At 49.4% G+C, this 3,868-nt stretch carries 3 rRNA genes; all 3 read right to left on the reverse strand.

Annotated features, from left to right (window positions below):
- Nucleotides 1-7: 7 nt before the first annotated feature.
- Nucleotides 8-123 (reverse strand): 5S ribosomal RNA (gene rrf, locus CSH93_RS17755).
- Between the two features lie 98 nt (nucleotides 124-221).
- Nucleotides 222-3,437: ribosomal RNA gene (locus CSH93_RS18040) — 23S ribosomal RNA — on the reverse strand.
- A gap of 345 nt (nucleotides 3,438-3,782) precedes the next feature.
- A 16S ribosomal RNA gene (locus tag CSH93_RS17760) occupies nucleotides 3,783-3,868 on the reverse strand; the annotation flags it as partial.

Consider the following 3,868-nt stretch of genomic DNA (forward strand, 5'->3'; position numbering starts at 1 on the left):
ATTGGGAGTCTGGCGATGTGCTACTCTCACATGGGGAAACCCCACACTACCATCGCCGCTAACGTGTTTCACTTCTGAGTTCGGAATGGATTCAGGTGGTGCCACGTCGCTATTGTCGCCAGACATAAACTGGTTTTAACATTTGGAAAAAGCTTTAATTTAATTCAAGAGTGCGTTTTGTATGGTTAAACGATTGTCACCACAAACACATTAGGTGTTGTATGGTTAAGCCTCTCGGGCAATTAGTACAGGTTAGCTTAACGCCTTGCAACGCTTCCACATCCTGCCTATCAACGTCATCGTCTATAACAACCCTTCCAGGACTTACGTCCAGGGATGACTCATCTTGGGGCCGGCTTCCCGCTTAGATGCTTTCAGCGGTTATCCGTTCCGAACGTAGCTACCGGGCAATGCCTTTGGCAAAACAACCCGAACACCAGCGGTTCGTCCACTCCGGTCCTCTCGTACTAGGAGCAGCTCCCCTCAATCATCCAACGCCCACACCAGATAGGGACCGAACTGTCTCACGACGTTCTAAACCCAGCTCGCGTACCACTTTAAATGGCGAACAGCCATACCCTTGGGACCGACTTCAGCCCCAGGATGTGATGAGCCGACATCGAGGTGCCAAACACCGCCGTCGATATGAACTCTTGGGCGGTATCAGCCTGTTATCCCCGGAGTACCTTTTATCCGTTGAGCGATGGCCCTTCCATTCAGAACCACCGGATCACTATGACCTACTTTCGTACCTGCTCGACGTGTCTGTCTCGCAGTTAAGCTAGCTTATGCCATTGCACTAACCTCACGATGTCCGACCGTGATTAGCTAACCTTCGTGCTCCTCCGTTACTATTTGGGAGGAGACCGCCCCAGTCAAACTACCCACCAGACACTGTCCACAACCCCGATAAGGGGCCAATGTTAGAACATCAAACATACAAGGGTGGTATTTCAAGGACGGCTCCACGTCATCTGGCGACAACGCTTCAAAGCCTCCCACCTATCCTACACATGTAGGGTCAATGTTCAGTGCCAAGCTGTAGTAAAGGTTCACGGGGTCTTTCCGTCTAGGTGCGGGTACACTGCATCTTCACAGCAATTTCAATTTCACTGAGTCTCGGGTGGAGACAGCGTGGCCATGGTTACACCATTCGTGCAGGTCGGAACTTACCCGACAAGGAATTTCGCTACCTTAGGACCGTTATAGTTACGGCCGCCGTTTACCGGGGCTTCGATCAAGAGCTTCGCTTACGCTAACCCCATCAATTAACCTTCCGGCACCGGGCAGGTGTCACACCGTATACGTCATCTTTCGATTTAGCACAGTGCTGTGTTTTTAATAAACAGTCCCAGCCACCTGGTCACTGCGACCCCCATCTGCTTACGGAGTAAATCCTTCACAAACAGGGGCGTACCTTCTCCCGAAGTTACGGTACTATTTTGCCGAGTTCCTTCACCCGAGTTCTCTCAAGCGCCTTAGTATTCTCTACCTGACCACCTGTGTCGGTTTGGGGTACGGTTCATATAATCATAAGTTTAGAGGCTTTTCCTGGAAGCAGGGCATCAACCACTTCATCACCGTAGTGACTCGTCTCGTGTCTCGGCCTTAGAAACCCGGATTTACCTAAGTTTCCAGCCTACGCACTTTCACGTGGACAACCAACGCCACGATGGCCTAGCCTTCTCCGTCCCCCCATCACTGATTATATAAGTACGGGAATATTAACCCGTTTCCCATCGACTACGCATTTCTGCCTCGCCTTAGGGGCCGACTTACCCTGCCCTGATTAGCATGGGACAGGAAACCTTGGTCTTCCGGCNGCCTTAGTATTCTCTACCTGACCACCTGTGTCGGTTTGGGGTACGGTTCATATAATCATAAGTTTAGAGGCTTTTCCTGGAAGCAGGGCATCAACCACTTCATCACCGTAGTGACTCGTCTCGTGTCTCGGCCTTAAGAACCCGGATTTACCTAAGTTCTCAGCCTACGCACTTTCACGTGGACAACCAACGCCACGATGGCCTAGCCTTCTCCGTCCCCCCATCACTGATTATATAAGTACGGGAATATTAACCCGTTTCCCATCGACTACGCATTTCTGCCTCGCCTTAGGGGCCGACTTACCCTGCCCTGATTAGCATGGGACAGGAAACCTTGGTCTTCCGGCGTGGGGGTTTTTCACCCCCATTATCGTTACTCATGTCAGCATTCGCACTTGTGATATGTCCAGCAAACTTCTCAGTTCACCTTCATCCACTTACACAACGCTCCCCTACCCAGCAAGTAAACTTGCTGCCGCAGCTTCGGTATATTGCTTAGCCCCGTTACATCTTCCGCGCAGGCCGACTCGACTAGTGAGCTATTACGCTTTCTTTAAAGGGTGGCTGCTTCTAAGCCAACCTCCTAGCTGTCTTAGCCTTCCCACATCGTTTCCCACTTAGCAATATTTTGGGACCTTAGCTGGCGGTCTGGGTTGTTTCCCTCTCCACGACGGACGTTAGCACCCGCCGTGTGTCTCCCGGATAGTTCTCATTGGTATTCGGAGTTTGCAAAGGGTTGGTAAGTCGGGATGACCCCCTAGCCTTAACAGTGCTCTACCCCCAATGGAATTCGTCCGAGGCTCTACCTAAATAGATTTCGGGGAGAACCAGCTATCTCCCGGTTTGATTGGCCTTTCACCCCCAGCCACAAGTCATCCCCTAACTTTTCAACGTTAGTGGGTTCGGTCCTCCAGTTGATGTTACTCAACCTTCAACCTGCCCATGGCTAGATCACCGGGTTTCGGGTCTATACCTAGCAACTAAACGCGCAGTTAACACTCGCTTTCGCTACGGCTCCCCTAGACGGTTAACCTTGCTACTAAATATAAGTCGCTGACCCATTATACAAAAGGTACGCAGTCACCCCGAAGGGCTCCCACTGCTTGTACGTATACGGTTTCAGGTTCTATTTCACTCCCCTCACAGGGGTTCTTTTCGCCTTTCCCTCACGGTACTACTTCACTATCGGTCAGTTAGGAGTATTTAGCCTTGGAGGATGGTCCCCCCATCTTCAGTCAAGATAACACGTGTCCCGACCTACTTAATATGACCTACTTGAACCTTCGCATACGGGACTATCACCCTGTATCGTTGAGCTTCCCAACTCATTCTGCTAATTCAAATAGATTCGGCTGCTCCCCGTTCGCTCGCCGCTACTAGGGGAATCTCAATTGATTTCTTTTCCTAAGGGTACTTAGATGTTTCAGTTCCCCTCGTTTGCCTCTACAACCTATGTATTCAGTTGCAGATACCGCCGAAGCGGTGGGTTTCCCCATTCGGACATCTGTGGCTCAAATGCGTTTTGTCAACTCACCACAGCTTTTCGCAGACTTACACGTCCTTCATCGCCTCTAACTGCCAAGGCATCCACCGTATACGCTTAGTCACTTAACCATACAACCCTAATATGTCTGCCTTTTGACTTCAGACTATTAGTGGCTTTCGCCAGGCTGTAACGTGACAATCGCTAATCGCGTATGATTTTACTCATACCCATACAAGTTTCGCTTGAAAGAACCGTCATTTATAAAAATAACAATTCAATCAGTTACTCTTGGATTAAATTAATATCAGCTTTTCCAAATTGTTAAAGAACACTTAGCAAGGCGTACGTTAAGTACACACAAGCTAGGGCAAAGCCCTAATCAATAAAGCTATTGATTAAGACTCTATGTCTTTACTATTCATAACAAAACAATCTGTGTGAGCACTGCATCAAAAATGTCTATCGACTTAAGGTAAGGAGGTGATCCAACCCCAGGTTCCCCTAGGGTTACCTTGTTACGACTTCACCCCAGTCATGAAACACAAAGTGGTAACCGTCC

Source organism: Neoalteromonas facilis, from assembly GCF_002807665.1.
GTDB lineage: Bacteria > Pseudomonadota > Gammaproteobacteria > Enterobacterales > Alteromonadaceae > Alteromonas_E > Alteromonas_E facilis.